This is a genomic window from Marinilactibacillus sp. XAAS-LB27 (assembly GCF_036039175.1).
In the GTDB taxonomy this organism is placed as follows: domain Bacteria; phylum Bacillota; class Bacilli; order Lactobacillales; family Carnobacteriaceae_A; genus Marinilactibacillus.
On record NZ_JAYXKP010000005.1, the window covers coordinates 111679 to 134714 of the forward strand.

Consider the following 23036-nt stretch of genomic DNA (forward strand, 5'->3'; position numbering starts at 1 on the left):
GTAATCATTCTGATAACCTATTTGTGCTCATTAAAGGTATACTAGTATTAGACAAACAAAAGCTACGCGTTGTCAAAGGAGTATTTTCATAATGAAGCAGTTAACTTTTTTACAGAAACTGATGAACTGGATTAAACCAAGTCGCGTGCAAGCCAAGTCCAATGAAGATTCTTTTTATGAATCAGATTTGATCGGGAATTGGTCAGTCAATGCACCAAAAACTTCAAAACATGTTTCTCTGGAAATTTCTTCTGAAGGTACGGGTAAATACCATACCCAATCATTAAAGTCGATATTGCCTCAAGAAACACCAGGTCGTCTTGTACTCAGAGACAATTTTGGCTATCAACTAGTTGTTGAAAAAAAAGCCAATGAGCAATATGTGCTATTTGATGAGTTAGACGATGCAACCTACCCTATCGAAAAAAAGTAACCAGCATTTATAGACTATTAAAAGCTCGCTAGATAAGATGTCAAGCATCCTATCTAGCGAGCTTATTTTATCGAATTCAATTGATCAGGAATGTCGATATCAAGGTGAGTAAGAAAAGCAGGCTTATTATCCATAGCACTTTATTTGTATCTTGTTTTTTCCCAGTAACAATTTTCACGACCGGAAAAGCAATGAATCCATAAGCCATTCCTTCTACAATACTTCCTGTTATTGGAATCAAAAGTATGATTAGCAATAAAGGAATCCATTCAACGATTGACTTCACTTTGATACTTAAATTACCAATAATCATAGATCCTCCCGTTACGACGATGACCGGTCCTACAGCTTCTGAAGGAATATAAGATAGAAATGGTGTAATAACGATAGAAAGTAAAAATAATACGCTAGCCGTAACAGCAGTCAGCCCTGTTTTACCACCTTCTGCTATCCCTGCACCACTTTCGGCAACAGGAATCGCAGGACTAGTACCCAGTAAGCCTGATAATAATCCTGATATTGCTCCTACTTTGTATCCTTGATTTGTACGTTTCTGATCAGGAATAAAAGCTTCAAGCATTCCTATTGTTTCAAAGATCAGAAGCATTAAAAGAGAAAATACACCTAGCCAAAATTCAAAATCCAAAAACCGACTATAATCTGGTGCACTTAAAAGCTCAGGATATCCTGCCAGAGCAGTTAGATCGAAACTGATTGGTTCAAAACTTTGACTGTTCACAAGCCAGTATAAAATCGTGGTTAAAAGGATCGCGATCAAGAATCCCCCTTTAACATTTAATTTCTTCAAAATAGCCACTAGAATCAATCCAGCTAAACCGATCCAATTAAGATATAATTGGCGATCAATTAAGATTCCCATGTTTTCTAAACCAATCAGGATTAGAAACAGCCCAATTCCTATTGTGATCGCCTGTTTTAGTTCTTTAGGTATCGATTCACTGAACAGCCTCATAACACCTAAGAAAGCAACGAGCATGAATAGCACTCCTGTCACCACAACTGCAGCTAGTCCTTCCTGCCATGTCAGACCTAGACCTGCCACTAGAGTAAAGGCGAAAAAGGCGTTTTCTCCCATTCCAGGTGCCATAACCAGGGGTGCGTTTGCCATACCCCCCATCAAAAATGTTCCAATCGCTGCAACAAATATTGTTGAAAACACACTATATTCAACAGGAACCCCTACTTGAGCCAAGATACTCGGGTTCACAAATAGAATGTAAGATATTGAAAAGAATGATACTATGCCTGCTAACACTTCTTGTTTAACGGTTGTTCCAAATTGAGCCAACTCGAATTTATCGAACATTTTATCTCGTCCTTTTGCATTAATTGAAATACAATACAGCAGAATTTAGTGTATCAAGTAACTTCTCAAATTGAAAGCAAAATATTACACTGGACAAGAAGTATTATAAGTTATTTCACTTTTAGCACACTCTTAAACTGGTTCATTTAATGGATGCACGCCTTCTTTTCCCGTACATTGTGGTTTGGCTTTCCAAATTTCATCTGCATAACGCTTAATAGTATAATCAGCCGAAAATGGCGCAGATGCCGCAATATTCAGTAAAGATTTACGATTCCATTCTCGCTTGTCTGCGTACAAAGCGTCGATCTTGTCTTGAGCATTTACATAATCATCAAAATCTTTTAACACAAAATATTCATCATTGTAGTGTACCAGAGCGTCAAACACCGCTTCTCCTTCTTTTTGGGCATCAGGGATTGTTCCATCAACCAAAGCATTAAGGACTCTATTTAATCGTTTATTTGAATCGTAAATACCTCTTGAATCATAACTATGTGCCTGCTCATAAGCTTTAACTTCATCACTTGATAGACCAAAAGTAAAGAGATTGTCTTCTCCCGCATACTCCATGATTTCTATATTTGCACCGTCAAGAGTCGCTAATGTCAACGCACCATTGGCCATTAGTTTCATGTTACTTGTTCCAGAAGCTTCTTTACCGGCTAATGAAATTTGCTCACTGATTTCAGCTGCTGGAATGATTTTCTCAGCCAAAGATACACCATAGTTTTCGAAGAAGACGACTTTCAATTGATCTCCTACATCAGGATCATTATTGACTAGTTTTGCAATCGAATTGATCAGTTTGATAATTTGTTTGGCATAAAGGTAACTTGGTGCTGCTTTTGCTCCAAAGATAAATACTCTTGGCTGTAGTCTGATGGAAGGATCGTCTTTGATTCTTAAATAACGGTCCAGAATGTGTAAAGCATTTAAATGCTGTCTCTTATAAGCATGCAGGCGTTTAATTTGAACATCGAATAGCGCCTCCGGATTAATCTGGAGAGATTGTACTTTTTCTATATAATCTGCAAGTCTAACTTTATTCTGATATTTAATTTCTGCTAACTGGTCTAATGTTGGCTCATCTTTTTCCAACGCTTTGAGTAGTTTCAGTTCTGCTGGGTTCTGTTTCCATTCTTCACCAATTTTAGAATCGATTAGTTCTGTCAAAGTAGGATTAGCTAAGTGCATCCAGCGTCTTTGAGTGATTCCATTCGTTTTATTATTAAATTTCCCAGGATATAGTGTAAAGAAATCTTTCAATACATCATTCATCAAAATATCGGTGTGCAATCGGGCTACTCCATTCACACTGTAACTCCCAATAATCGCAAGGTGAGCCATATTTACCATGCCATCTTGAAGAATGGCTGTTTTCCAAGTTAGAGACTCTCCATATAGTGGTAAGGTTTCTTCTACGAACCTGCGATTAATCTCATTAATAATCATGTAAATTCTTGGTAAGAGTGATTCCATCATTTCAATAGGCCATTTTTCAAGTGCTTCTTTAAGCACTGTGTGATTTGTATAACTACAAGTTTTACTCGTGATTTCCCAAGCTTGTTCCCAACTCAAGTGTTCTTCATCAACCAAGATTCGCATGAGCTCAGGTACTACAAGCGCCGGATGCGTATCATTAATGTGAATCGCAATTTTTTCCGGAAAATATTTTCTAGGTAAGTTGTATTTTCTAAATTGTCTTACAATAGACTGTACGCCCGCTGATACCATAAAGTATTCTTGCTTTAACCTTAGTAATCTACCTTCATAGTTGGAATCGTCCGGATAAAGTACTTGAGTGATCTCTTTGATTGGCTCTATTGCTTGAAGTGAATGATAGTTTTCTTCCTCTTCTAAAGGAATTTCAGCAGACCACAACCTCAAGTTATTAATCTTATTCGTCTTATATCCAACCATAGGTGTATCGTAAGGAACTGCTAATACATTCTGTGTATCTTCGTATTGCGGAGTCAGATGGCCTTGCTGATCTGATTCTAGCCATACATTGCCTCCAAAGCGAATAATATATGAAGACTGATCATTTCTTGTCTCCCAAACATTCTGGTTACGTAACCAATACTCGGGCAATTCAACTTGATGTCCATCTACAAATTTTTGGCGAAATAAGCCGTACTGATATCGAATACCATTTCCATTCCCTGGAATACCTAAAGAAGCCAGAGAATCCATGAAGCAAGACGCTAATCTCCCCAGCCCACCATTTCCGAGCGCTGGATCAGCTTCCGCTTCGACTAAATGATCGAAATCAAGACCTAGCGCCTGAACCCCCTCTTCGATTACAGGTAAGATGTCCATATTATAGGCATTACTTTTCAGCTGGCGTCCTGGTAAGAATTCCATCGAAAAATAATAGACTTGTTTGACTTTATCCTCTAAGTATTGTTCCCGTGTAGCTTTCCAGTTTTTTGAAAGTTTATTTTTGATCAGCGTACCTAGTGCAGTATATTGTTGCTCATTCGTGCCTTGGTCGTATGTGAAAGCATATAAATTTTGAAATTGTTGCTTGTATTCTTGAGTGAATGTATCTACTGAATTAAACATCATTTCCTCCAATTCTATATTCCGGACATCTTTCATGGGCTATACAAATATCCCTTGAAACTTTCTACTCATAACTGAAAAAGAAAATCTCAAGGGATGCTTATTTTAATAACTCAAATATTTGTATTGGTTTAGATATTTTCCTGCTGATTTTTCCCAGCTATTATCCTTTTCCATGCCTCTGATCATCATGCCTCTCCAGTGCTCTGGATGGTCATAATACACAGACAGCGCGCGATCAATGGTTTCAAGCAACATAGAGGCAGAGAAGCCATAAAAACTAAATCCAGTTCCTTCACCATTACTGCTATCATACGCTTGAACAGTATCTACAAGACCACCCACTTCATGAACGATCGGCAGTGTACCATAACGCAAGGAATTCAATTGCGATAAGCCACACGGTTCAAATTGTGATGGCATTAAGAAAGCGTCTGTACCTGCATAAATCAGTTGAGCAAGATCGCTGTCAAATTCGATTCTCGCACTAAATTTTTCCGGGTACTGCGAGGTAAAGTAACGGAATGAATCTTCAAAGTATTCTTTACCTGTTCCTAAAAGCACAACTTGGACATGGCGATGCGTTAATAATTCATCCATTGCCTCTGTAATAAGCTGAACACCTTTTTGTTCATCAAGTCGAGTCACTATACCTAAAAGTGCTACATCTTTGTCTTCTGGTAGACCGAAAGCTTTTTGCAAAGCTAGTTTATTTTCATATTTACCTGATAAATCTTCTGTAGAAAATTGAGCGGGAATTACTTTGTCCTCAAGAGGATTGTAGACATCATAATCAATTCCATTCAATATACCAACCAATTTATAAGAAACATTTTGCAAATCACAATCAAGACCATAACCATTTTCAGGCGTCTGGATTTCTTCTGCATATGTCGGACTAACAGTTGTGACAAGGTCTGCGTAATATATACCACCTTTAAGCCAATTTACCTGATCGCCTTCTTTTAAACCGTGATCGTGAAAAGCGCTATAACCCATATCAAAATAATCTGACAAAACATACTGGTCATATCTTCCTTGGTACAAAATATTGTGAATGGTCAAAACTGTTTTAACATCTTTTAAGGCATTTACCCAATGATATTTATCTTTTAGTAACACAGGAATGACTGCTGTTTGCCAATCATTCGCGTGTAGTATGTCTGGTACGAAATCAATCTTTTCAATCATTTCTATGACTGCCATACTGAAGAAAGCAAAACGTTCGCCATCATCACCATAATCATAAAGAGTTTCGCGATCAAAGTAGAACAAGTTGTCGACAAAGTAATACGTCACTCCATTTTGTACTAGTTCTTTAATGCCGCAATACTGATTACGCCAACCCACGCGCACGTTGAAGCTAGCTACGTCTTTGAGTTGGTCTAAATACTTATCCGCCATCTTTTGCTTGAAAAAAGGCAGAACGACACGTACGTCGTTCCCACCCTTTGCAAGTTCTTTCGGTAACGCACCTAGAACGTCACCTAACCCACCCGTTTTGAAGAAAGGCGCGCATTCAGATGCTGTAAAAAGAATATTCATACTGATGCCTCCCTCTTCTTATTTTTCGTCTCCAGATACAATGGCATTCTTACTGATAACGATAGGGTTTTCAGGCGTACCTTCTAAACGCGCACCTTTTTTAACATACACATGTTTATCTAAAATAACATAGTTCAGATACGCTCCTTCTTCGATGTAGCAATCTTGCATGATGATTGAATTTTCAACTTGCGCATTTTTTGCAACATTTGCTTTTCTGAAAATCAATGAATTTTTAACAGATCCGTATATTTCACAGTCATTCGCAACTTGAGAATTGTGAATCACTGCATTTTCACCATAGAAAGTAGGTGCAGAATTTTTTGAACGCGTTAATACAGGATCCGCTCTGTAGAATAATGCATTGAAGTTGTCTTCGTTTAGCATTTCCATATTCGCTTCGAAATAACTCTTAATATCTTCAATAGCTTTTAGATAGCCTGTATACTCGAATCCATAAACCTTATCATTATCTTCTAGTGCTAGCTCCGATAAGCTCTTAACGCTTACGCAAAGATTACGTTCTCTTGCTTTTTGTAAATAGTCTAAAAAAGTCTTTTTGTTGATGACCATAACTTCAATACCAACAGCAAGTTCTTCTTCATCCATACCCACTTCGGTAAGCGGCGTAATATTGTTGATCCGGCCTTGGCGCTCTTCGTCGAATTCGTATGCACTGTATGAAGAGTCTTCTCTAAATATACTACGATCTAGTTTTTTATAGGCAATGGTTACATCACTATTTTTATCATTGTGATAATTTACAATCGATTTAATTTGAATATTTGAAAGCATACTAGATCCCATCAATAAAATGTATTCCGCTTTTGCTCGCGTTACATATTTATAATGATCATCATAGTAGGAAGCCGTAAAGTTCTCTTCTGCATTAGAAGTCTTCAATCGAATTTGAGAATGCGTGAAGACACCTCCACCGGCAATAGAATCCAATCCCCAAGTCGCTCCAGAGCGAATATGGTCGTATAAAGAATGTCCAGATTCAGAAATAAACAACGCTGCTGAACTTGCTTCAGCATTGTAAAGACTTGAGAAAGGGAAATCAATTAATCTGTAACGACAAGCAAATGGTAAAGAAGCAATCGGTCTTCTATTCGTTAAAGGTCTTAACTTATCTTCGTTTTCTACTAAATTAAATATTGCTGCAATTTCATTCCGCATCTTTGTATCCTCCTACTTCTTCTCCATAACCTACTACTGAAATCTCACCATTATCGCCAATGATTTCTGCACCGTCGTAAATATAAGCATTTTCTCCAATAATCGCTTTGGTTATGGTAACATTTTCTCCAATTACGGCTCCTGACATAATCACACTATCTTTTACGACCGAATTCTTACCGATTTTAACATTATGCGAAAGAACAGAGTGATTAACTTCCCCTGCGATGTAACAACCATCCGTAATCATGGAATCTTTTACTTTAGCTGTATCCGTTAAGAACTGTGCAGTTGTATTCGGATTTTGTGAATATACTTTCCAGTTTTTGTCGCGAATATTTAATTCATGGTCAGGATTCAAAAATTCCATATTTGCTGCCCATAGACTTTCAACTGTTCCAACATCTTTCCAGTATCCTTTAAATGAATAAGCATAAACAGACTCACTGTTTCTCAAGTAGGCTGGAATAACGTGGTGGCCAAAATCATCCATTTGTCTATTTTTCGCTTGATTATCTACAAGGTATTGCTTCAGTCTTGGCCAGTTGAAGATATAAATACCCATTGAAGCAAGATTAGATTTTGGTTCCGCCGGTTTTTCTTGGAATTCAGTGATCCGTTCTGTACGGTCTGTATTCATAACCCCAAAACGAGATGCTTCTTCCCATTCAACAGGCATAACACCAACTGTTAAAGAAGCTGCCTTTTCTTTATGGAAATCCAGCATTTTCTCGTAATCCATTTTATAGATATGGTCTCCTGAAAGGATCACAACATAATCCGGATTTTGTGCGTCAATAAAACTGATATTTTGGTAAACAGCGTGGGATGTTCCTCTAAAGAATTTTTCTCCATCCACACTTGAATAAGGCTGTAAGATTGTAGCGCCTCCGTTGTGACGGTTTAGCCCCCAACTTGCTCCATTGCCAACGTGCTGATTCAAGACTAGTGGTTGATACTGTGTTACTACACCTACATTATTGATTCCTGAATTTGCACAATTCGATAATGCGAAGTCTATGATACGATAATTACCGCCAAATGGTACAGCTGGTTTAGCAATTTGTTTTGTCAGTTTTCCTAATCTGGATCCCTGTCCACCAGCTAATATCATTGCTACTGTTTCTGTTTTCATCTATATTCGGAAGTCTCTATAAGAGCTTCCATCCCTCCTTTTTCTTGGTGAGTCTGTTTGCGATTACCTGACGATACTTTTAAAATCATTGTGATTTTGGAACGCCGTAAATTCTTTTAGGTTTGAGAACGATGATACTTAATGCAGGTAACATCAATTCAACAGACTGTTCATAGCCGTTAGCAGAAATTGCATCTGTTTTTAAGATGCCTTGTCCTTTTGTCCATGTCCCGCCTAAACTGTCAGATTCTGTATTCCACACTTCTTCATATTGCCCTTTAAACGGTACGCCAACTCGAACATTATGGCGTTCTACCGGAACAAAGTTACAAAGGATGATTAGGAAGTCTCTCGTTTTTTTACCTTTTCTAATAAAAAATAACGTTGTCTGTTCATTGTTTGAAGCATCTAGAATTTCTAATCCGTCTTTTTGATGGTCAATTTCCCACAATGCTTTTTCATTTTTATAAAAATTATTTAATTGTTTTGTAAACTCAAGATGGCTTTGGTTGTATGGATCTTCTAAATTAGTCCACTCCAAACCTTCAGCAAACCGCCACTCTAAAAATTGTCCGAATTCCGAACCCATAAACTGCAACTTTTTCCCGGGATGCATCATTTTGTACGTTTCAAGTGTTCTAAGTCCTGCAAACTGGTTATACCGGTCTCCAAACATTTTATCCATCAACGACTTTTTCCCGTGAACCACTTCGTCATGAGAGATAGGAAGAACAAAGTTCTCATTGAATGTATACATGAAAGAGAATGTAATCAGATCAAAATGATTTTTTCTTTCAATTGGATCCATTTCAAAAAATTTCAATGTATCGTTCATCCAACCCATATTCCATTTATAGTTGAAACCTAATCCATTCTCATGGACTGGGTGTGTAACTTTACTCCAAGCTGTACTTTCCTCTGCCATGACTAACAAGTCAGGGTGTCGCTCAAATAACACTCGATTCAATTTCTGTATAAAAGCAACACCGTCTCGATTGTGGTTAGATCCGTCTTCATTCAGCGTGTGTTCACCGATGTCATAATCCAGATAAAGCATATTACTTACGGCATCGACCCTCAATCCATCAAGGTGAAACTGTTCAATCCAGAATAAGGCGTTAGATATCAAAAAACTGTGAATTTCAGATTTTGATAAATCGAAATTCAACGTACCCCACCTATTATTGACTGCACGATTTTCATCTTGATATTCAAATTGTGGCGTTCCATCAAAATAAGCTAATGCATAAGCATTTCTATTGAAATGACCTGGAACCCAGTCCATTATGACTCCAAGGTTTGCCTTGTGTGCGGCTTCAACAAAATCTTGAAAATCTTCCATTGTGCCGTATTTTGAAGATAAGGCATAAAATCCAGTGGTTTGATATCCCCAACTAGCGTCTAACGGATGTTCCATCAAAGGTAGGAATTCAATATGTGTATATCCCATCTCTTTAACATATGGAATGAGCTCTTCTTGAAGTTGTTTGATTGAATACCAAGATCCATCTTCATTATGTTTCCAAGAACTCAAATGCACTTCATAAATATTCAAAGGACGCTCATAGACTGGCTTGCGTTTCCTATTCGCTATCCATAGTCCATCAGACCATTTCTTTTCAGGTAGTCCTTTAACAATCGAAGCATCTTTAGGCCTAACTTCAAATTCTTTTGCATAGGGGTCGATTTTGTAAGTAATCGTTCCATCTTGCTGTACAATTTTGTATTTGTAGTGGTCACCTGCCCTAGCTTCTGGTACAACCATTGACCAGGTTCCTGTTTCAGATATTCTTTCCATCATGGCTTCCTCTTGCCATTGATTGAAGTCACCGACTACATATACTTCAGCTGCATGAGGTGCCCATACAGTAAAACGAAACCCATTATTCAATTCGGTGGTTCCTAAAAGAAGGTAACTATCAAAGTTTTCTCCTTTATTGAATAGGTAAAGTGACTTTTCCATTTCTGAATCAGTCATCTTGGATGAAAATTCATTATCCATTCAAGAAGACCTCCTTTCACTTATTAATATGAGATGAGAAGCTTCTTAAGAAACTACACACATATGCTGATAAAAATATACAAATATTCTATACGTTACAAAGCTCATTTTATTCTCTTATACCGATATTGTATCCTAACTTCATTATAACACCAAACAATTTCACTTATTCTATCCTATATGTATAGAGTGTGCTAAAGTATTGTAAAGTTTATATTATCCGAGTAAAGATCCATTTTGTTAGAATGTTCAGCACTTAGTTTGAATGAATCATAAAAGTACAATTCAAATAATTACTTATACTTATTTATAATTATTCATTTATATTATGTAAGGTATCTATTAAGATATAATCTGCATTATTTCAGATTCGAACCTTCTTTTCTGTTAAAAATTAAGGCATAATTAACATCACAAAAAAAACATTATTATTTTATACTCAAGATTCATTTAGTTATATAAAATGTTAAACAACGATAAGTAAAATCAATTGAGTTATCCGCCTCTAGACCGATGACTTTATAACAATAAAATGCTATCATTAGGATTGTAAGGTGATCGAAGGAGGTTACATACCGAGTAAAGGAGGCTAAAAAATGGAAGGATTACTACTCGCTATTGGTTTTATTGGAGTGGCTATTGCGATTTTGACACCACTATCAAAAACTGGTTTTTCAATCACAATGCTAAGCTTTATTGCTTACTTTAGTATCATTGGTGTTGATACTTGGTTACCATTAGTTCTATTCACAGCTGGTTTACTATTGATTATCTTTGAGATATTTGTTCCAGAGTTCGGCGTTGCTGGAATACTAGGTGCACTCTTTTTGATATCCGGTCTCTACCTAACCCTTGGAGATATTGTCATGACGATCAGAGATTTAAGTATGGCAATTGTGATTACGTCTGGTGTTGTATTCTATCTCGTAAGAACTGGTTATTCTCTTACGAATGTTAATAAGTTGATATTGCATACGAACTTAAAAGGCAACCAGAAAACAACTACAAAAAAATCTACTGTACAAGTCGAACCAGGTCTTGAAGGCGTCACACAAACACCTTTACGTCCATCCGGTAAAGTCTCATTTGGAACCACAGATGGAATATTAGTAGATGTATTAAGTGACGAAGGATACATCTCAAAAGATGTTACCGTCGTTATTGAAAAAGTCTTAGGTACAAAAGTCATTGTTAGAAAAAAATAGAATAGGAGACAAACTATATGAATGAATTTATGTTAGATGGTTTTTATGGCATCATCATTTTCGCTGTCATTGCAATTGTTTTAATTAGTATTTTCCTGAGATTTGTTCCAGTTGGATTATGGGTTACGGCCTACTTCTCTGGTGTTAAAGTAGGCATTGGTACTTTGATTGGTATGAGATTGCGTCAAGTTAGTCCTCACGCGATTATTCGTCCTCTGATCAAAGCGACCAAAGCAGGTATTACCCTTTCTACAAACGAGTTAGAAGCACATCACCTTGCTGGTGGGAATGTGAATGCAGTTATTGATGCATTGATTGCTTCTTACCGTGCAGATATTGATCTTGAATTTGAAAAAGCTGCGGCAATCGACTTAGCTGGTCGTAACGTATTTGAAGCCGTTCAATTTTCAGTTAACCCTAAAGTTATTGTTACTCCAGATATCGCTGCAGTTGCCAAAGATGGTATTGAAATTGTAGCGAAAGCGAAAGTAACTGTTCGTGCAAACATCGAGAGATTAGTCGGTGGTGCTGGTGAAGATACCATTATCGCCCGTGTTGGTGAGGGTGTTGTAACAACTGTTGGTTCTGCAGACAAACATTCAGACGTACTTGAAAATCCTGATATGATTTCTAAAACTGTATTAAGTAAAGGATTGGACTCTGGTACTGCCTTTGAGATTCTATCTATTGATATTGCGGATATCGATGTCGGACGTAATATCGGAGCGAAACTACAAACAGAGCAGGCTGAAGCAGATAAAAATATTGCTCAAGCTAAAGCTGAAGAAAGACGTTCTATGGCGATTGCACAAGAACAAGAAATGCGTGCTGAAACTCAAAAAATGCGTGCTAAAGTTGTTGAGTCTGAGGCAAAAGTTCCACTTGCTATGGCTGAGGCATTGCGTAATGGTACGATTGGCGTAATGGATTACTATAAAATGCAGAATATAAATGCTGATACTGATATGAGAAGTTCTATATCAAATCAAGCCGGACCTACTGACGAAGAAGAGTGATAAGATATGGATATCCTGATCTGGTTAGTCCAATTAGTGATTTTCTTTAGTATTGTATCAGGTGTGCTGAACTCTCTAAGTAAAAAAGCAAATAAGAATCAGTCTTCTAATAGAAGAAACGTTTTTAACGAACCGACTCAGACTCCTACTCGTCAATCTACTACTCAAGCTGCGCCTAAGCAAAATAGGCAAGCAACGCCTCAGAGATCTACTCAGCAGCAGACAGTAACTCAAAGGCGTTCAGCTAGAGATAAAACTGTTCGAGATGCTAGTACTGCTAGAGGTGCTGCAAGAGATATTACAACTGAGCGAGAAAGACGTAGAAAAGATAGAGAAAAGCTTGATCAGGCTCGACAAGAACGTACAAATAAACTTAGAAATCAGTCCTCAAATACAATGACTGAAGTTAAATCTTTAAAAACAAAAAGTATTTCTAAATCTAATGAAACAGCTGAATTTGGATTTACAGAAGATAACATTGTTAGAGCTTTTGCTTATAAAGAAATTTTAGATAAGCCTGTTGCTTTAAGAGACGAATAAAAAAGACCCGCCATGATGCATACTGAACGATCAGTATAGTTTCATGACGGGCTTTTTTTAATTTTTTGATTAATTTTATTAAACATTGGAATCAAAGGTGTATAAAGTAAAACCATAAACACGCTATTCCCAATTGCATGATAGACATCGAACCAGATACCGGCGATCCAGTATCCGATAAAAGCAGGAAAAACCATCTGATACATCATGGCCTGGATGATAGAAACAATGAAACCATATAAGATACCCATTACTCCAGAAAAGATCACCCAATAGATAAAGGCACCTTTCAATTTTTTAAGAAATAAGGAAAAAACATAACTGACTAGAATAATGACGGTATATGCAATAATCTGAGAGATTGTCCATGGTCCCATTCCTAAAGATAAATTAGAGACGATAATTGAACCACTCCCCACAATTATGGCATCCACAACGCCAAACGTGATGGTCATTAAAATAAGAATCGTCGTAACCGGTTGAACATTTGGAAGAAAGCTAAAGACCAACCGGCTAGTCTGTACGAGCGCAATCATCAGTGCCAGAACAGTTATTCTGTGAACAGATAATCGGTTCTTACTATTCTTCATCTTGACCCGTTTCAAGGTTCCAGGTAATCTCGTCACCCTCTTCTAACTGATAATCACCAGCTCCTACCTGAGAAAATTCTCCGTTTACATCAAATAACCAATAAGCTTTTTTACTCTCATTTTGTTCTATGTCATCAATAGCCGTAATAAAGCCGTTGCTATCTACTGCATCAAACTCTTGTTGCATGATTTCAAGTAGCGTTGTATCTTTTGGACTAGTCAATTCTTGATTCATTTCCTCTTCATCGACACTGTAGAGCTCATCATCGATAGAAAACTCAATCGTATACGTAACCTCTTCATTTTGATCCTGTATATTTTCAGAAGTTTCTGATTCAGTCGATGTTGTCTCCTGATTTCCACATCCTACTAGTAAAAAACTAAACGTAAAAAGTCCTAATATTTTTTTCATTCTAATTTTACTCCTCTTTCAATCATCATTTTGGTTTGAATATTCTTTTTCAGTGAGAAAGAATTCTCTTTTGATTTTGATGAATCGGGTAAAATCATTCAAAATCTGAAATAAAATTGCCCTACTCTCAAATTCCTTTCTTGTTTGAGGTAGTTCAGACGCTTTGAACGTCTGATAGAGATCTGAAATGTCCTGCAACAAATCTAAGCCTGTATTCTTTTCATGCAATTGCTCTGCGGTTCCTTTAAAAAGATCTGCGAGTATGTCGTTTTGACTTGTCGCTAGTTTAACCGCCGGAAGATTCTCACACATTTTCTGCAAGACAACGGACTGCTCTTTTCTCATTTGGGCATAGCGAACATAGTAACTGGTTTTCTTGAAAACCTGATTCGCATATTCATTTAAGGCAACATGATTCATTTCTTGTATTCTATTATCTAATTGTTTGAGTTGTTCAAATAATTCTCTGTAATTCTGATCTCCTACTAATTGATCATGAAAAATCAAAAGCGCCTTACTCATTTCACTTTCAATTTCTTCAACGAACTTCTCTAATGTATTTTGCTGTTTAGGCATCCATAAATTTACTAACAAAGCAGTGAATACTCCAATTAACATTAATGCTGTACCATTGATTTGCCAATCCCAAGAGACACTTTCAGCTGTAATGAAATGTGTCACTAGAACTGTTGTCGGCGCAATCCCTGACTCCATCTTACCTTTGCAAGCTAAAGGGATAAAGATGGCTAAATATAATCCAAAAGCAAAAAGAGAGAATCCTAAACTTACAAACAAGATAGATGCAATACAAAAACCGAGTATCATTGAACCGATTCTTGCTAATGCGATTTTTATTGATTCCTGCTTTGTGTCTAAGACACTTAAAATCGCGATGACTCCGGCTGCTAGTGTATAATCCAGCTCGAATAACTGAGCTATCCATACCGCTAGAACCGTAGCTACCACGATTTTGATGGTCCTTTGAGTTGTATTCATTTTATAACTCCTACAGAAAATCAAACTGATCTCCGTCTATCAGCTTAATTCCCATTATTTGTAAAGGGTGTCACAACGTTCCTGAGCGTATAATTGAAATCAATAGCCAGAGTCCCATTATTCCGGCTCCCAAGAAAATGATGATGGCCAGAATGGATACGCTTGTCCCCTCTGCAACAGCTAAGATAACAGCTGATGCCAAAATGAGCGCAGCTATAATCACGGCAAAAACGATACGGTTAACCATTTTATTTAATCCGGTCCATTTTTTATCACCATCTACTAAATCCAGATGCACTTTGAATCTACCATTATTGATGGTATCAAGAGATTTTGTGATCTTTGCAGGAAGAGACGCTGAATTTTGTGCAATTTGATAAAGACCAATCATCACTTTATCTTTTGTAATGGTTTCGAAGAAGGATACGTCATCGTTTGTTTTAATATAAGCAGAAGCAATTTTTAAAACGTTAATATCTGGATGAAGTTCAGTTATAACACCTTCAAGAATCGTCATTGACTTTGCTAATAACAGAAAATCATTGGGCATAATCATTTTGTATTTATTTGTAATATAGAGTACATCAGAAAAGAATGCACTCAAATCTATATTTTTAAAACTCCTCGAAGCGTAGATATGATAAAAATCTGCAAGGTCTTCATTTAACGCAAAACGATTAACCTTTGATTTCACAATAGCCATTTGTAAGAGTATATTCATCATACCCTCAATATCTTCCAATACGAGTGCTTTGATCAGCCGAATCAAGCTCTCTCTTACATCTGAAGAGAGCTCTCCAGTTATACCAAAATCTAAAAAGACAATTTGCTTTCCTTTAATAATCAAATTTCCTTGATGAGGATCTCCATGAAAAAAGCCATCATTGAATACTTGAGATAAAAAAGAATACATCAATTTTTCAGCGATATCTTTCTTGTCATATCCCGCTGTTGTCAATTTAACGGCGTTTAACCCCTTGATTCCATCAATATATTCTTCAACTAGTACTCTCTTCGATGTGTATTTCAAAAAAGGTTTTGGCGCCGTCACAGCTTTGGTCTCGTTATTTAATTCTCTAAATCTAACGAGATATTTTGCTTCATTACGAAAATCGAGTTCGATTTTTGTAGTTGCTAAAATTTCATCGAACGCGGAGTCGGCATCTACCAACATATCTTTAACGGTGTTCGGCGCCATAGAAAGTATTTTAGAGAACAGTCTAATATCTCTTAAAAGATTTTCTTCTATTTCTGGTCTCTGGACTTTAATAATGACGCTTTCTCCAGTGTGTAACTTCGCTTTATGTACTTGAGCAACAGACGCACTCGCAAGAGGTTTTTCTTCAACGAATTCAAACACCTCTTCAAGTGTTTGATCAAATTCCTCACTAAAGATTTTTTTGATTTCAGAATAAGGAAAGTGAGGTGCATTATCTCTTAATTTCGATAGCTCTTCAATATAATTATCCGGCAGCAAGTCACGTCTTGTAGAAATAATTTGACCGATTTTAATAAAACTAGGACCTAATTCTTCAAAAGCTTGTCTGAGTCTTTGTGCATCTTGCTCATCATCTTTCGATCTTATACGCGTATTATAGATATGACCAAATCCATATGAAGCAAGCACTGTTCCGATTTCTTTCAATCTATCTCTATTCGTTTTTGACATAGTGCACCCTCCTTTCATAAAAAAAGTGCTGGTTAGAATGAACTAACCAGCACCATTCCAATTATCTATCGATAGAACTGTTTTCAAGTTTCTTTTCTAATTCTTGAACTTTTGCTTCAAGATCGTCGATATCTTTTCTCTGAGCAACGTTCATACTTAATAATAAAGCTTCTAATCTCTCTTTTTCTTCTGAGTCTGTTGTATCTTGATTTTTCTTTTGAATCAGCTCAGAAGTCAGCGTTTTACCTTCTTCAACTGAAAGCTTACCTTTTGCAACAAGTCGATCAATTTGTTCCATTGATTTTTCGACAGCCAGAGCAGTTCCACCGACTCCGATCAGTAAAGCTTTTTTAATATCATCTACTAACATAAGCATACTCCTTTCAATGAACCTTATTTTGCAATTAACCTTACGTATACAGTATAGCACTCAAAAAAGAAATTGTCAGAGATTATCATTAATGCATTTCTACTAATTTAAGCTTCCTTTGATTAAGGTACAATGTTTCCAGCAGCTCTATAAATTTCATACCATTCATCACGACTTATGACTTTACCCGAAGCTGATGCGTACGTCTTGATTCTTTCAGGATTCATTGTTCCTAAAATCACTTGCATCTTCGCTGGATGTCTCAATAACCATGCAATAGCAGTCGCTTCATTATTCATTCCATAGTTTTCTCCAACTTTACTTAATACTTCATTGATTTCCGGATAGTCAGGATTATTTAAGAATACCCCTTTTTCACCTTGAACTGGTGACCATGGTTGGATTGTAATATCATTTAGGCGACAATAATCTAAAATAGCACGGTCATGATCAACAGAATTCGCGTCTTTTGTATTCACATGAATACCGGCATCGATCATTCCAGTATGTGTCACACTTAATTGAAGTTGGTTAGCTACAATGTCTTGTTCAATATATTTTTCGAGCAATTGAATTTGATAAGGACTGTGGTTACTTACACCGAAATGTTTCACTTTCCCAGCCTTTTGCAGACTTGTAAAAACTTCCGCTACTTCTTCTGGTTCAACTAGCGCGTCCGGTCTGTGTAGTAAAAGTACATCCAAATAGTCTGTTTCAAGTCTTTTTAAAATGCCCTCAACAGAAGAAGTTAAATGTTCTTTAGAAAAATCATATTTTCCAAATCGAATACCCGCTTTAGATTGAATCAGAAAATTTTCTCTTTTAAGCGAACTTTGTTTTAAAGCAGCAGCAAACCGTTCTTCTGACTCTCCTTTTCCATAAATATCTGCATGGTCATAAAAGTTAATTCCGCTATCATTTGCTGCTTCTAAAACAGCTGTTGCTTCTTTAACATCTAACGCGTTCATTCTCATGCAACCTAAAGCAACTTCAGATACGTCTAATTGACTTTTTCCTAATTTAATCGTTTTCATTATTACGCTCCTCGATACGAATTTGCTTACATACAACATTGTATAAGTAAAAATGGAAATAATCGAGAAATACAAATCAGTTTTTCAATATTATTTAGCGAAAACTTTGTGACAAACTTGTGACAAACTAGTAACTTTTATTAAATTGTGTATTTGTGACAATTTTTTGTCAAAAACTATTGATTTTTATCTGAGTTACTCCTAAAATAAGTCTTGTAACAAATTGTTCACAAATTACACTTAAAACTAATCAAAAATCATTTTACATAAAATGATTAAGCACACTTTTGAAAAGGGGCAAACCAATCATGATCAAATTATACGTATCACCAAGTTGCACATCTTGTCGAAAAGCGAAAGCTTGGTTAGAAGATCAAAATTTAGAGTTCGAAGAAAAAAATATTTTCCACGAACCTTTATCTATAGACGAAATCAAAAACATTCTGAGCTTAACTGAAGAAGGTACTGAAGAAATCATTTCATATCGTTCTCAAGCTTACCAGGCCTTAGATGTAGACATTGAAGACCTTTCTATGAACGAGTTACTTAATTTATTTAAAACACAACCAAGTCTTATTAGACGTCCTATCATCATGGATGATCGTCGCTTACAGATCGGATATAACGAAGAAGAAATCCGTTGTTTCCTTCCAAGAAAAGTTCGTGAGTTAGAACTTGCAGAAATTCACCGTAAACTTGCTAGTGAAGAATCAATTGAAATAGCTTAAACTTAATTGTAAAAAGCCTGAAGCTGATCATTAGATCGGTTCCAGGCTTTTTTTAAGATTCTTCTTTTGTTTGATTTTCTTGGTCGTCAGTATTTTCGTTATCGTTTGGCATAATATCAATTTCTTTGTCAGCTTCTTCTCGTTCTTCTTTTTCTTCTGGGGTATCTTCTTCTTTTTTCACTTTACCTTCTTGTTCAGCTTTTTCTTCTCTTTTCTCTTTATCCTCCTGATCGATTCCATTCTCTTCTGAATCATCATAATAACCATCATCCATCTTTTCTCCCAATACATCTCTTCTATACTGGTTTTCGCTATAAAGATAAACGTTATGAACAATCCTAATAATAGGTCTCATCAGAAGAAAGAAACTAGCGAATATATATAAATACATTCCTACTCTTTCCAAATCAGTAAAGGCTTGTGTTAAACTTCCTGCAAAATATAAACCACCTGTAGCAATATCATTTCCAAGAGAGATAATCGTATAATAATTTTGAAAGTATAATCTAAAATTACCCATTTTGATAATCATGTCTTCATCTTTACGAGGATTGACATCGTGTTCTTTCTTTTCAATTTGTGGCATGCTATTGATGCTCCTTTACCATTTAATAATATCTACTATATTATCATAATCGTAACTTGGTGTCTTTTACTTGGACTCTTAATTTAGATTATTCTGATGCACTTCAACCATATCACAATTAAATGACAAATGTTAAACACCTGTTATTTTATACTATCATCTGTGTGATTGTTACTATTGTCTTAAACTTTTCATAGAAAGCTTTCATTTCGCATATCTTATGTCTTTACTTACTTTATAATTTTTAGTAATTACTGTGCCGACGTAATCAACTGGTTTAAGCTACGGCCAGTAATTCTACTCAACTATTCTTATGTATATAAAATTAATGCAACAGGATTTTTTTAACCAACTATGTTATTCTTTATCTTATATGTTTTACTAATAATTAGTACGCAGTATGCTAAATTTACAATTGTTTCAATTACCACATTTTGATTAGCTAGCTGATGTTCAGTATAAGCAGATATTTAATCCAGCAAAATTATATCTAGGATAAAATGATACTTTCTGAATAGATTTTTTCATATAAAATAAAAAATACTTTCAAAAAAGGAGAACCAAAAATGATGGACGTTAGAGAAGAAGCTTTAAAAATCAGCAAAGAAAAAGGTGGAAAGATTGAAGTAAATTCAAAAGTTTCCATCGAATCAATGGAAGATCTAGCCATTGCCTACACACCCGGTGTAGCGGCTGTGAGTTCTGCTATCGCCGAAAATAAAGAAGCTGTTTACACCTATACGTCTAAAAAGAATCTGGTGGCTGTTGTCACTGACGGATCCGCTGTTTTGGGGCTAGGAAATATTGGTCCGGAAGCCGCTATTCCAGTTATGGAAGGAAAAGCTGCTTTATTCAAGCGTTTTGCCAATGTTGATGCTGTTCCTATCTCTCTTGACACTCAAGATGTCGAGGAAATTATTTCTCACGTGCAAGCTATTGCACCTTCATTCGGTGGTATTAATTTGGAAGACATCAGCGCACCACGTTGCTTTGAAATCGAGCGTCGTTTGAAAGAATCACTAAACATTCCAGTATTCCATGATGACCAACACGGTACAGCGATTGTTGTTTTAGCTGCAGTATATAACGCTTTGAAATTAACAGAAAAAAACATTGACGACGTTAGAGTCGTAGTTAATGGTGGTGGTGCTGCAGGAATTGCTATTTCAAAACGTCTTCTCTCTGCTGGTGTAACAGATGTCTTATTAGTAGACAAAACAGGCATCATCTCTTCAAAAGATTCAACTCTTGAAGATCGCCATAAGGAAATTGCTGAGGTAACAAATAAAACAAATATCCATGGTGATTTGCACACTGCATTGAAAGGTGCGGATATTTTCGTTGGTGTTTCTGCTCCTAACGTTTTGAAAAAAGAATGGATCGCTGATATGAACGACAAACCGGTTATCTTCGCAATGGCTAATCCAGAGCCAGAAATTAATCCTCAAGATGCAAAAGATGGTGGAGCTTTTATTGTAGGTACGGGCCGAAGTGACTATCCTAACCAAATCAACAACGTATTAGCGTTCCCGGGAATATTCCGTGGTGCCTTGGATGCTCGCGCAACAGATATCACAGATGATATGCAAATTGCCGCTGCCCAAGGGATTGCCAGTGTTATTCCTGATAATGAATTAACAGTAGACAATATCCTTCCCAACGTTTTTTCTGAAGGTATCTCAGATATCGTTGCAAACAGTGTAAAAAATGCAAAATAGTCCATTCTATTTTATTGTTTAACTTATATTAGAATACTTTTAGGAGTGGGACGAATCGTGATTCGTTCCGCTTTTTTTTCTAAAAACAACTTATTACGCACAAAAAAAGCTAGGATTCTCATCCTAGCTTTTTTCAGCAACTTTAGCAAAGCTAAAGTGAAGTATGATGTTCACAGCACCAGGGACTTCCGATACGCAACTTCCTGTTGTGTGCAATGCACATGTATCGTGCTTGACAGTCCACAAATGTGGACTAATCGACTCATCGCATGGACTAACTATATCACATCAAAGTAAATAGTACAATACTTTTTAAAATTCAAGTTGATTTATCCAGGCTTCTTTGATTAAACCATGACCCGCAACAGTAGGATGTATTCCGTCCTCTCCTGTATAGTACGGGTAACCGTATTTGACTCCTTGCGCACTGAACAACCCATCTAATGGAATTAAATCTGTAAGATATTCACGAGCCATCTTTCTGACAATATGAATTCTTTGATCCAAATCTTCTCTTACCTGAATTCTTTCTTTAGGATAGGGTAGGACAAACGGTTCCATCAGTACAATTCTGGCATCTGTTCTCTGGATAAGCGATTTTAGCAAGAACCTATAGTCCTCTTCAAACTGCTCAATCGCACTAGCGTCCATACGTTTATCTATATTTAACTGGTGAGAGGAATCATTGATTCCTACAAGAATAGACACGATGTCTGGGTTAAGATCAAGACAATCCTCTTCCCATCTCGCTTTCAAATCAACCACTTTATCTCCAGAAATTCCCCTGTTATAAAATGTCAGTTGGTCCTCTGGGAATGCAGCTTGCAACTCAGCAGCTACCATAAGCGGGTACCCTTTTCCTAAATCATTCGGATTAGAACGATCTCTGTCTACATCCGTAATGCTGTCTCCGATAAATAAGATTTTATCTTGTTGTTTGATTTTCATCTATTTGTCCTCGTTTCTCATCTATAGTCACATATTCACTGCAATCAGTCAAAACTAAAGAAACTTAAAGCATACGTCTAATTCAGCTATATCCTTCTAACGATTCATGCTTTTGCATAAAATTATAGATAGCACCAATCAGGTTCGCATCATTTTTAAAGTGACACAATTCTACTACTGGTCTATATGGTGGAACTCTTAACCTTGAGAATAGAGCATCCATTTCTTCATTGATTTTTTCAATAAGATCTGGTTTATTGGATACGCCACCGCCTAGTAATAGAACTTCTGGATCAAATGAATAAGCTAGATTATAGAGTCCTCTAACTAAGTAATGAAAAAAAGTCTGCACTTCTTCTTTTGCGATATCATCTCCTTTTTCTGCTAATTGGAATACTTCTTCCCCGCTTACTTTGTTTGTAGGAATATTCATCCGCTTAGCATATCTTCTAGCCATAGCAACCGCTGTACCAAGCTCACTGAACGTTCTTTCTCCATCTAATAACATGAATCCGAACTCTCCACCTAGTTGATGATGTCCGTGCTGTATTTCTCCATCTACTATGATTGCTCCACCTATACCGGTTCCGAGCACTACAAAGAGTACGTTACTTTTATCTATCGCCGCACCTCTCCAGATTTCTGCTAGGCCTGCGCTATTAGCGTCATTTTCAAAAGATACTGGTAGCCCAAAGACTTTCTCTAATTCATCATAAATTGGAAAAAAATGGATATAAGGCACTTCACTGACACCTTCAATCTGTCTTTCAATCTGGTTTATTGCACCAGGTGCGGAAAACGCAACTCCCGAAAGAAAAAATTGCTTTTCAAAGGTTTCTTTTACATGAAGTAACTGATTCTTTAATTCTTCCCAACTCTCAGGGGTCAAAAAGCTCCCTTTCTCCTTTAGACGATCCTCGTCCCAAATAGCATACTTAACTGAGGTTCCGCCTATGTCGAAAGCCAGTAAACTCATATTACCCCTCCTAAAAAAACCACACTTAAATGAAAGTGCTTTCTTGATTATATCATGCT

General features: G+C 36.6%; 21 protein-coding genes. 6 read left to right on the forward strand and 15 right to left on the reverse strand.

Annotated features, from left to right (window positions below; genetic code table 11):
- Positions 1-91 precede the first annotated feature (91 nt).
- Positions 92-433 (forward strand): DUF4828 domain-containing protein, encoded by a 342-nt coding sequence (locus VXN63_RS07920; protein WP_327757486.1) that lies wholly within the window; start codon positions 92-94, stop codon positions 431-433.
- A 76-nt stretch (positions 434-509) separates the two neighbouring features.
- On the opposite strand, the gene VXN63_RS07925 is transcribed toward VXN63_RS07920, so the two are convergent.
- From VXN63_RS07925 to glgB, 6 genes are all read right to left on the reverse strand, one after another.
- On the reverse strand, positions 510-1760 hold the full coding sequence (locus VXN63_RS07925; RefSeq protein ID WP_327757487.1) for an NCS2 family permease: 1251 nt from the start codon (positions 1758-1760) through the stop codon (positions 510-512).
- A 132-nt stretch (positions 1761-1892) separates the two neighbouring features.
- Positions 1893-4331, reverse strand: coding sequence for a glycogen/starch/alpha-glucan phosphorylase (locus tag VXN63_RS07930; protein ID WP_327757488.1), 2439 nt, complete (start codon positions 4329-4331; stop codon positions 1893-1895).
- A gap of 102 nt (positions 4332-4433) precedes the next feature.
- Positions 4434-5873 (reverse strand): glycogen synthase GlgA, encoded by a 1440-nt coding sequence (glgA, locus tag VXN63_RS07935; protein WP_327757489.1) that lies wholly within the window; start codon positions 5871-5873, stop codon positions 4434-4436.
- A gap of 18 nt (positions 5874-5891) precedes the next feature.
- Complete coding sequence (gene glgD, locus VXN63_RS07940) at positions 5892-7052, reverse strand: glucose-1-phosphate adenylyltransferase subunit GlgD (RefSeq protein ID WP_327757490.1); 1161 nt, start codon at positions 7050-7052, stop codon at positions 5892-5894.
- Entirely contained in the window at positions 7042-8187 is a 1146-nt protein-coding gene (locus VXN63_RS07945) for a glucose-1-phosphate adenylyltransferase (protein WP_327757491.1), read from the reverse strand. The genes glgD and VXN63_RS07945 overlap by 11 nt, the downstream gene beginning before the upstream one ends.
- Before the next feature lie 85 nt (positions 8188-8272).
- Entirely contained in the window at positions 8273-10189 is a 1917-nt protein-coding gene (gene glgB, locus VXN63_RS07950; protein ID WP_327757492.1) for a 1,4-alpha-glucan branching protein GlgB, read from the reverse strand.
- A 596-nt stretch (positions 10190-10785) separates the two neighbouring features.
- Between glgB and VXN63_RS07955 the strand changes: the two genes are divergently transcribed.
- Genes VXN63_RS07955 through VXN63_RS07965 form a run of 3 tightly spaced genes read left to right on the forward strand, consistent with a single transcriptional unit; the run spans position 10786 to position 12950 of the window.
- Positions 10786-11394, forward strand: coding sequence for an NfeD family protein (locus VXN63_RS07955; RefSeq protein ID WP_327757494.1), 609 nt, complete (start codon positions 10786-10788; stop codon positions 11392-11394).
- 17 nt (positions 11395-11411) lie between these two features.
- A complete protein-coding gene (gene floA / locus VXN63_RS07960) occupies positions 11412-12410 on the forward strand; it encodes a flotillin-like protein FloA (RefSeq protein WP_327757495.1) in 999 nt (332 codons plus the stop codon).
- Positions 12411-12416: 6 nt separating this feature from the next.
- A complete protein-coding gene (locus tag VXN63_RS07965) occupies positions 12417-12950 on the forward strand; it encodes a hypothetical protein (protein ID WP_327757496.1) in 534 nt (177 codons plus the stop codon).
- A 41-nt stretch (positions 12951-12991) separates the two neighbouring features.
- On the opposite strand, the gene VXN63_RS07970 is transcribed toward VXN63_RS07965, so the two are convergent.
- From VXN63_RS07970 to VXN63_RS07995, 6 genes are all read right to left on the reverse strand, one after another.
- On the reverse strand, positions 12992-13540 hold the full coding sequence (locus tag VXN63_RS07970; protein WP_327757497.1) for an ECF transporter S component: 549 nt from the start codon (positions 13538-13540) through the stop codon (positions 12992-12994).
- Positions 13530-13952: a DUF4430 domain-containing protein gene (locus VXN63_RS07975; protein WP_327757498.1), complete on the reverse strand. Its 423-nt coding sequence runs from the start codon at positions 13950-13952 to the stop codon at positions 13530-13532. Before VXN63_RS07975 ends, VXN63_RS07970 begins: the two co-directional genes overlap by 11 nt.
- A gap of 18 nt (positions 13953-13970) precedes the next feature.
- Positions 13971-14948 carry an aromatic acid exporter family protein gene (locus tag VXN63_RS07980; RefSeq protein WP_327757499.1) on the reverse strand — a complete coding sequence of 326 codons (978 nt, stop codon included), beginning with the start codon at positions 14946-14948 and terminating at the stop codon, positions 13971-13973.
- 70 nt (positions 14949-15018) lie between these two features.
- On the reverse strand, positions 15019-16617 hold the full coding sequence (locus VXN63_RS07985; protein ID WP_327757500.1) for an ABC1 kinase family protein: 1599 nt from the start codon (positions 16615-16617) through the stop codon (positions 15019-15021).
- A gap of 61 nt (positions 16618-16678) precedes the next feature.
- Positions 16679-16987 (reverse strand): phasin family protein, encoded by a 309-nt coding sequence (locus VXN63_RS07990; protein WP_327757501.1) that lies wholly within the window; start codon positions 16985-16987, stop codon positions 16679-16681.
- Between the two features lie 122 nt (positions 16988-17109).
- A complete protein-coding gene (locus tag VXN63_RS07995) occupies positions 17110-18021 on the reverse strand; it encodes an aldo/keto reductase (protein WP_327757502.1) in 912 nt (303 codons plus the stop codon).
- 308 nt (positions 18022-18329) lie between these two features.
- On the opposite strand from VXN63_RS07995, the gene spx reads away from it, so the two are divergent.
- Complete coding sequence (gene spx / locus VXN63_RS08000) at positions 18330-18749, forward strand: transcriptional regulator Spx (RefSeq protein ID WP_327757503.1); 420 nt, start codon at positions 18330-18332, stop codon at positions 18747-18749.
- Positions 18750-18801: 52 nt separating this feature from the next.
- Here spx and VXN63_RS08005 read toward each other — a convergent pair whose 3' ends face one another.
- Positions 18802-19335, reverse strand: coding sequence for a YrhK family protein (locus VXN63_RS08005; protein WP_327757504.1), 534 nt, complete (start codon positions 19333-19335; stop codon positions 18802-18804).
- Between the two features lie 566 nt (positions 19336-19901).
- Here VXN63_RS08005 and VXN63_RS08010 point away from each other — a divergent pair.
- On the forward strand, positions 19902-21053 hold the full coding sequence (locus VXN63_RS08010) for an NAD(P)-dependent malic enzyme (protein ID WP_327757505.1): 1152 nt from the start codon (positions 19902-19904) through the stop codon (positions 21051-21053).
- A gap of 312 nt (positions 21054-21365) precedes the next feature.
- On the opposite strand, the gene VXN63_RS08015 is transcribed toward VXN63_RS08010, so the two are convergent.
- Together VXN63_RS08015 and VXN63_RS08020 are read right to left on the reverse strand one after the other, a co-directional pair.
- A complete protein-coding gene (locus VXN63_RS08015; RefSeq protein ID WP_327757506.1) occupies positions 21366-22001 on the reverse strand; it encodes an SGNH/GDSL hydrolase family protein in 636 nt (211 codons plus the stop codon).
- A gap of 82 nt (positions 22002-22083) precedes the next feature.
- Entirely contained in the window at positions 22084-22977 is an 894-nt protein-coding gene (locus VXN63_RS08020) for an ROK family protein (RefSeq protein WP_327757507.1), read from the reverse strand.
- Between the last annotated feature and the right edge of the window lie 59 nt (positions 22978-23036).

Bases quoted from the DNA above. Each gene is read 5' to 3' on its own strand.
- VXN63_RS07920 (WP_327757486.1), top strand. From the start codon at position 92: ATGAAGCAGTTAACTTTTTTACAGAAACTGATGAACTGGATTAAACCA.
- VXN63_RS07925 (WP_327757487.1), bottom strand. From the start codon at position 1,760: ATGTTCGATAAATTCGAGTTGGCTCAATTTGGAACAACCGTTAAACAA.
- VXN63_RS07930 (WP_327757488.1), bottom strand. From the start codon at position 4,331: ATGATGTTTAATTCAGTAGATACATTCACTCAAGAATACAAGCAACAA.
- glgA (WP_327757489.1), bottom strand. From the start codon at position 5,873: ATGAATATTCTTTTTACAGCATCTGAATGCGCGCCTTTCTTCAAAACG.
- glgD (WP_327757490.1), bottom strand. From the start codon at position 7,052: ATGCGGAATGAAATTGCAGCAATATTTAATTTAGTAGAAAACGAAGAT.
- VXN63_RS07945 (WP_327757491.1), bottom strand. From the start codon at position 8,187: ATGAAAACAGAAACAGTAGCAATGATATTAGCTGGTGGACAGGGATCC.
- glgB (WP_327757492.1), bottom strand. From the start codon at position 10,189: ATGGATAATGAATTTTCATCCAAGATGACTGATTCAGAAATGGAAAAG.
- VXN63_RS07955 (WP_327757494.1), top strand. From the start codon at position 10,786: ATGGAAGGATTACTACTCGCTATTGGTTTTATTGGAGTGGCTATTGCG.
- floA (WP_327757495.1), top strand. From the start codon at position 11,412: ATGAATGAATTTATGTTAGATGGTTTTTATGGCATCATCATTTTCGCT.
- VXN63_RS07965 (WP_327757496.1), top strand. From the start codon at position 12,417: ATGGATATCCTGATCTGGTTAGTCCAATTAGTGATTTTCTTTAGTATT.
- VXN63_RS07970 (WP_327757497.1), bottom strand. From the start codon at position 13,540: ATGAAGAATAGTAAGAACCGATTATCTGTTCACAGAATAACTGTTCTG.
- VXN63_RS07975 (WP_327757498.1), bottom strand. From the start codon at position 13,952: ATGAAAAAAATATTAGGACTTTTTACGTTTAGTTTTTTACTAGTAGGA.
- VXN63_RS07980 (WP_327757499.1), bottom strand. From the start codon at position 14,948: ATGAATACAACTCAAAGGACCATCAAAATCGTGGTAGCTACGGTTCTA.
- VXN63_RS07985 (WP_327757500.1), bottom strand. From the start codon at position 16,617: ATGTCAAAAACGAATAGAGATAGATTGAAAGAAATCGGAACAGTGCTT.
- VXN63_RS07990 (WP_327757501.1), bottom strand. From the start codon at position 16,987: ATGTTAGTAGATGATATTAAAAAAGCTTTACTGATCGGAGTCGGTGGA.
- VXN63_RS07995 (WP_327757502.1), bottom strand. From the start codon at position 18,021: ATGAAAACGATTAAATTAGGAAAAAGTCAATTAGACGTATCTGAAGTT.
- spx (WP_327757503.1), top strand. From the start codon at position 18,330: ATGATCAAATTATACGTATCACCAAGTTGCACATCTTGTCGAAAAGCG.
- VXN63_RS08005 (WP_327757504.1), bottom strand. From the start codon at position 19,335: ATGCCACAAATTGAAAAGAAAGAACACGATGTCAATCCTCGTAAAGAT.
- VXN63_RS08010 (WP_327757505.1), top strand. From the start codon at position 19,902: ATGATGGACGTTAGAGAAGAAGCTTTAAAAATCAGCAAAGAAAAAGGT.
- VXN63_RS08015 (WP_327757506.1), bottom strand. From the start codon at position 22,001: ATGAAAATCAAACAACAAGATAAAATCTTATTTATCGGAGACAGCATT.
- VXN63_RS08020 (WP_327757507.1), bottom strand. From the start codon at position 22,977: ATGAGTTTACTGGCTTTCGACATAGGCGGAACCTCAGTTAAGTATGCT.